This window comes from Streptomyces muensis (assembly GCF_021474425.1).
GTDB classification, from domain to species: domain Bacteria; phylum Actinomycetota; class Actinomycetes; order Streptomycetales; family Streptomycetaceae; genus Streptomyces; species Streptomyces muensis.
This window is the reverse complement of record NZ_JAKEIP010000396.1, coordinates 1-5,487: the sequence shown is the minus strand read 5'-3', so window position 1 is coordinate 5,487 and position 5,487 is coordinate 1. Positions and strand designations below refer to the sequence as shown.

The 5,487-nt window shown below is 72.8% G+C and carries 6 protein-coding genes; 4 read left to right on the top strand and 2 right to left on the bottom strand.

The genetic code is table 11. From position 1 onward, the window contains the following. The 3 genes from L0P92_RS41680 to L0P92_RS41670 all read left to right on the top strand — a co-directional run. Positions 1–285 (top strand): acyl-CoA dehydrogenase family protein (locus tag L0P92_RS41680; protein ID WP_273634154.1); only part of this gene is annotated, 285 nt, incomplete at its 5' end. Continuing rightward, positions 285–1,334 carry a Zn-dependent alcohol dehydrogenase gene (locus L0P92_RS41675; protein ID WP_234768346.1) on the top strand — a complete coding sequence of 350 codons (1,050 nt, stop codon included), beginning with the start codon at positions 285–287 and terminating at the stop codon, positions 1,332–1,334. The genes L0P92_RS41680 and L0P92_RS41675, both read left to right, overlap by 1 nt. A gap of 85 nt (positions 1,335–1,419) precedes the next feature. Beyond that, a complete protein-coding gene (locus tag L0P92_RS41670) occupies positions 1,420–2,673 on the top strand; it encodes an MFS transporter (RefSeq protein WP_234768345.1) in 1,254 nt (417 codons plus the stop codon). Here the strand turns inward: L0P92_RS41670 and L0P92_RS41665 are convergent. Continuing rightward, positions 2,581–3,621, bottom strand: a complete 1,041-nt coding sequence (locus tag L0P92_RS41665) for a GlxA family transcriptional regulator (RefSeq protein ID WP_234768344.1) — start codon at positions 3,619–3,621, stop codon at positions 2,581–2,583. The two genes, L0P92_RS41670 and L0P92_RS41665, sit on opposite strands and share 93 nt — an antisense overlap. Before the next feature lie 71 nt (positions 3,622–3,692). On the opposite strand from L0P92_RS41665, the gene L0P92_RS41660 reads away from it, so the two are divergent. Then, entirely contained in the window at positions 3,693–5,003 is a 1,311-nt protein-coding gene (locus L0P92_RS41660) for an MFS transporter (protein ID WP_234768343.1), read from the top strand. 73 nt (positions 5,004–5,076) lie between these two features. Here the strand turns inward: L0P92_RS41660 and L0P92_RS41655 are convergent. After that, on the bottom strand, positions 5,077–5,487 hold a 411-nt coding region (locus tag L0P92_RS41655; RefSeq protein WP_234768342.1), incomplete at its 5' end, for a flavin reductase family protein.

Genomic DNA, 5,487 nt, shown 5'->3' with positions numbered 1-5,487 from the left:
GACGAGAGTGTCGTGCGGCGCCAGGGCCGGCCCGCGCGGCGGTTCCGGTTCCGCGCCGAGGCGGGTCATCTGCTGGGGGGGGGGGTCGGCGCGCTCCGGGGGGGCGCGGTCGGCGGGGTCGGGCCGGGGGAGTGGTCGGCTGCGCCGTACGAACTCGACGACGCGCAGCAGCTCTTCCTCTTCTCGCGCGCCGACACGATCTACGGGGGCTCGGACGAGGTCCAGCGCACGATCATCGCCGAGCGGGTGCTCGGTCTGCCCAGGGAGCCCAAGGGGGTCGTCTGATGCGCGCAGTGATGTACGACGGCAAGCGGGTCGAGGTCGTGGACGATCTGGAGGTGCGGGACCCGGGGCCGGGCGAGGTGCTGGTCGCGATCTCGGCGGCCGGGTTGTGTCACAGCGATCTGTCGGTGGTGGACGGGACCATACCTTTCCCTGTTCCTGTGGTGCTGGGCCATGAGGGTGCGGGAGTCGTGGAAGCGGTGGGTGTGGGCGTCACCCATGTCGAGCCCGGGGACCATGTGGCCCTGTCCACGCTGGCCAACTGCGGTGTGTGTGCCGAATGCGACCGGGGGCGGCCCACCATGTGCCGGCAGGCCATAGGGCGGCCGGGGCGGCCGTTCCGGCGGGGTGAGCAGGCGGTGTTCCAGTTCGCGTCCAACTCCGCGTTCGCGGAACGGACCGTGGTCAAGGCCGTGCAGGTGGTGCGTATCCCGAAGGACATCCCCCTGCCGTCCGCCGCATTGATCGGGTGCGGGGTGCTGACGGGGGTGGGGGCCGTCCTCAACCGGGCGAAGGTGGACCGCGGGGACAGCGTGGTCGTGATCGGTACCGGCGGCATCGGGCTCAACGTCCTTCAGGGCGCGCGGATCGCGGGTGCCCTGCGGATCGTCGCCGTCGACGCCAATCCGGCGAAGGAGGCGGTGGCCCGGCAGTTCGGGGCGACCGACTTCCTGACCTCGACGGAGGGCGTGCGGGAGCTGCTGCCGACGGGGGCGGACCATGCCTTCGAGTGCGTGGGGCGGGTCGAGCTCATCCGGCAGGCGGTCGATCTGCTGGACCGGCACGGGCAGGCGGTACTGCTGGGGGTGCCGCCGGCCGGCGCCGAGGCGTCCTTCGTCGTGTCCTCCATGTACCTGGACAAGTCGATCCTGGGCTGCCGTTACGGTTCGTCGCGGCCGCAGCGGGACATCGCGCTGTACGCCGAGCTGTACCGGGAGGGGCGGCTGTTGCTGGACGAGCTGGTGACGCAGACGTATCCGGTGGAGGAGTTCGAGCGGGCGGCGGCGGACGCGGAGGCGGGGAAGGTGGCTCGCGGAGTGCTCACGTTCTGAGTCACGGCGAGGCCGTCCGGCGAGGTTTTCCACAGGCCCGGAAATTGGCTGCCGTGTTGTCAGTGGTGGCGCCTACCGTCATCCCATGACCTATCGAGACGTCGCCTCCAAGCAGGTCCTGATCTGGGCCTGTACCGCCGTCGCCTCTCGCATGCCGGTCGCCATGGCGCCGTTGGCCTTGGTGTTCCTGGTGCGGGAGCGGCCCGGCGGCTACACGCTGGGTGCGGCGCTCGCGGCGGCCTATGTGCTCGGGGAGATCCTCGGCGCGCCGGTGCTCGGGATGCGGCTGGACCCGGCTCGTGGCCGACGGCACCTGGCGCTCGGGCTCGCGGGCGGGACGGTGGGGTTCGTGGGGCTCGGGGCGCTGGCCGGGGCGCATCCGGTCGTGCTGGGGGCGTTCGCGTTCCTGGCCGGTGCGGCACCGGCCGCGGTCGCCGGTGGCCAGCGGGCGCTGCTGACCTCACTGGTCCCGGAGCGTGCCGTGGCGCAGGCACTGTCCGTCGAGTCGATGCTCATGTCCGGCGTGTGGGCCGTGTCCCCGGTCGCGGTCGCCGGCCTCGCCCTCGGCGTGGCACCCCGGGTGCCGCTGCTCCTCGCGGCCGTCCTCATGGCCGCGTCGATCACGGGCCACTGGCTGCTGCCCGCGGGCTGGGCCAAGGGGGAAGCGGACGAGGAGACGGGCCGGACGAAGACCGGCGTGCTGATACGCGCCTGGCCGGTGTACGTCACGGGCGCGGCCAGCCTCACCCTCCTCGGCCTCGCCGAACTCACCCTGCCCGCCCTGCTGGAACAGCGCGGCATCGGTGTCGGCTGGTCGGGGCCGATGCTGGCGGGCATGGCGGTGGGAGCGGGGCTCGGGGCGTTCCTGTACGGCCTGCGGTCGTGGCCGGGGCGGCTGCGCACGCGCAGTGTGGTGCTGATGTGCGTCATGTCGGCGTTCGTGACCCTCGGCGCGCTGATACCGGGCGCGGCCGGGATCGCGCTGGCCCTCGTCCTCGCGGGCACGGTGCAGTCCGGTGCGCTGATCACCCGCAACCTGTCGCTGCGCGAGGCCCTGCCGCCGGGCGTCCTGTCCGCGGGCTACGCCGTGATGTACGCGGCAGCGGGCGCGGGCTACGCGGCGACGGGTTCCCTCACCGGTGGTCTGCTCCAGGTGGTGGTGCCGTCCACGGCGATCCTGGCCGGGGTGGTGCTGACCCTGCTGCTGACGGCGCTCGGCTGGTGGGGCGAGGCCCGACGGGACGGCTCAAGTGCCGCTGGGGACCTGGACGTCGGCGTTGTTCTCGGCGCGGAACGTACGCCGGTAGCTGGTGGGTGTGACGCCGAGCGCGGCCTGTAGGTGCTGGCGCATCGACTGGGCCGTACCGAAACCGGCGTCCCTGGCCACCTGGTCGACCGAGAGGTCCGTGGACTCCAGGAGATGGCGGGCGCGTTCGACGCGTTGCTGGGTGAGCCACTGACCGGGGCTGATGCCGACCTCCTCGCGGAAGCGGCGGGTGAAGGTGCGCACCGACATGGCCTCCTGGTCCGCCATGTCCCGCAGCTGGATCGGCTCGTGGAGGCGGCCCAGGGCCCAGGCGCGGGCCGTGGTCGTGGACGCCTGCTGCGGGTCGGGGACCGGACGGTGGATGTACTGGGCCTGGCCGCCGTCCCGGTGGGGCGGTACGACGGTGCGGCGGGCCACCTCGTTGGCGACGGCCGTGCCGTGGTCGCGGCGGACCATGTGGAGGCACAGGTCGATCCCGGCCGCGACACCGGCCGAGGTCAGCACGTCGCCGTCGTCGATGAACAGGACGTCCGCGTCGACCTCGATCTTCGGGAACAGCTGCTGGAAACGGTCGGCGTCGGCCCAGTGGGTGGTGGCCGGGCGGCCGTCGAGCAGGCCGGCGGCGGCCAGGACGTAGACGCCGGTGCAGATGGAGGCGAGCCGGGTGCCGGGGCGGACGTGGGCGAGCGCGGCGGCCAGCTCGTCGGTCAGTGCGCCCTCCTCGAAGACCGGGCCGAGTTCGTACGACGCCGGGACGATCACGGTGTCGGCGGTGGCCAGGGCCTGCGGGCCGTGCTCGACCTGGATGGCGAAGTCGGCGTCGGTCTGCACCGGGCCCGGCGGCCGGATCGAGCAGGTCACGACCTCGTACAGGTGTCGCCCTTGTGCGTCCTTGGGGCGGCCGAAGATGCGGTGCGGAATGCCCAGCTCGAAGGGGAGCAGGCCGTCCAGGGCCAGGACGACGACGCGGTGCGGGCGGAACTCGGACTCGCGCTCTTCATGCTCCGGCTCACTGCTCATGGCCCGATCCTAACGAATGCTGTCCTTCGGGCCAATGGCTTCACGGTCGCGCAGGCCCGAAGCTCGTTGTCGTGACGCAGACAACCCAAGCCTCCGCCGCCACCGTCGACCAGTCCCCGCCGACGCCCGGTCGCCCCCGCATCCATCGCGCCTGGTTCGTCGCCGCCGTCGCCTTCGTGACGATCCTCGGCGCCGCCGCCTTCCGCTCCCTGCCGGGGCTGCTCATCGACCCGCTGCACGAGGAGTTCGGCTGGTCACGCGGCACGATCGGGGCCGCCGTCTCCATCAACCTGGCCCTCTACGGCCTCACCGCCCCGTTCGCCGCCGCGCTGATGGACCGCTTCGGCATCCGGCGCGTGGTCGCCTGCGCGCTCGTCCTGATCGCGCTCGGCTCGGGCCTGACGGTGTGGATGACGGCGGCCTGGCAGCTGCTGCTGTGCTGGGGCCTGCTGGTGGGCCTCGGCACCGGCTCGATGGCGCTGGCCTTCGCCGCGACCGTCACCAACCGCTGGTTCACCGAGCGGCGCGGCCTGGTCACCGGCATCCTCACCGCCGCCTCGGCCTCCGGTCAGCTGATCTTCCTGCCCCTCATGGCCCTGATGGTCGACGACGGCGACTGGCGCCCGGCCGCCGTCACCGTCTCCCTCGCCGCCCTCGCGGTCGTCCCCTTCGTCCTTCTGCTGCTGCGCGACCACCCGGCCGACGTGGCCCTGAAGCCGTACGGCGCCAAGGAGTTCGTGCCCAAGCCGCCCCCGGTGCCGGGCGCCGCCCGCCGTGCCGTCACGGTGCTGCTGAAGGCGGCCCGCACCGGCCCCTTCTGGCTGCTCGCCGGCACCTTCGCGATCTGCGGTGCCTCCACCAACGGCCTCGTCCAGACCCACTTCGTGCCCGCCGCCCACGACCACGGCATGCCTGTCCCGGCGGCCGCGTCGCTGCTCGCGGTCATCGGCGTGTTCGACGTGATCGGCACGATCGCCTCCGGCTGGCTCACCGACCGCTTCGACGCGCGCCGCCTGCTCGCGGTCTACTACGCCCTGCGCGGCGTCTCCCTCCTGTTCCTGCCGATGCTGCTCGCGCCGAGCGTCCACCCGCCGATGCTCTTCTTCATCGTCTTCTACGGCCTCGACTGGGTCGCCACCGTTCCGCCGACCGTCGCCCTGTGCCGGGAGCAGTACGGCGAGGACAGCGCGATCGTCTTCGGCTGGGTCCTCGCCTCCCACCAGGTCGGAGCCGCGGTCGTGGCCGTCCTCGGCGGGATCGCGCGCGATGTCTTCGGCACGTACGACGTGGTCTGGTACGCGTCGGGCGCCCTGTGTGCGGCGGCGGCGCTGATGGCGCTGGTGATCCGGCGACGGACGGCTCCGGTGGCGGTGGCGGCCTAGGGAGCCCGGGAGCCGGGGAGTCAGGAGCCCTGGAGGCCCGGAACAGGTCTCCGTGCAGGTCTCCCCGCGGGTCTCAGAGGAACCGTCCCTTGTGGAACAGCAGCGGCGCCTCGTCCCCGTCGCTCGCCCCCAGCGCGTCCACCCGTCCTACGACGATGAGGTGGTCGCCCCCGGTGTGCACCGCGTGGATCGTGCAGTCGATCCACGCGAGCGTGCCCGCGAGGCGGGGTGCGCCGGACACGGGGGCCGCGTCGTAGGCGACCCCCGCGAACTTGTCCGCGCCGCTCACCGCGAAGGCACGGCACAACTCGCCCTGGTCCGCGCTCAGGACGTTCACGCAGAAGACGCCCGCGCGGGCGATGCGCGGCCATGTCGTCGACGTACGGCCGACCATGAAGGCGACCAAGGGCGGGTCGAGGGAGAGGGCGGAGAAGGACTGGCAGGCGAAACCGGCGGGGGCCGAGGCTGGGGCGGAGCCCGGGGC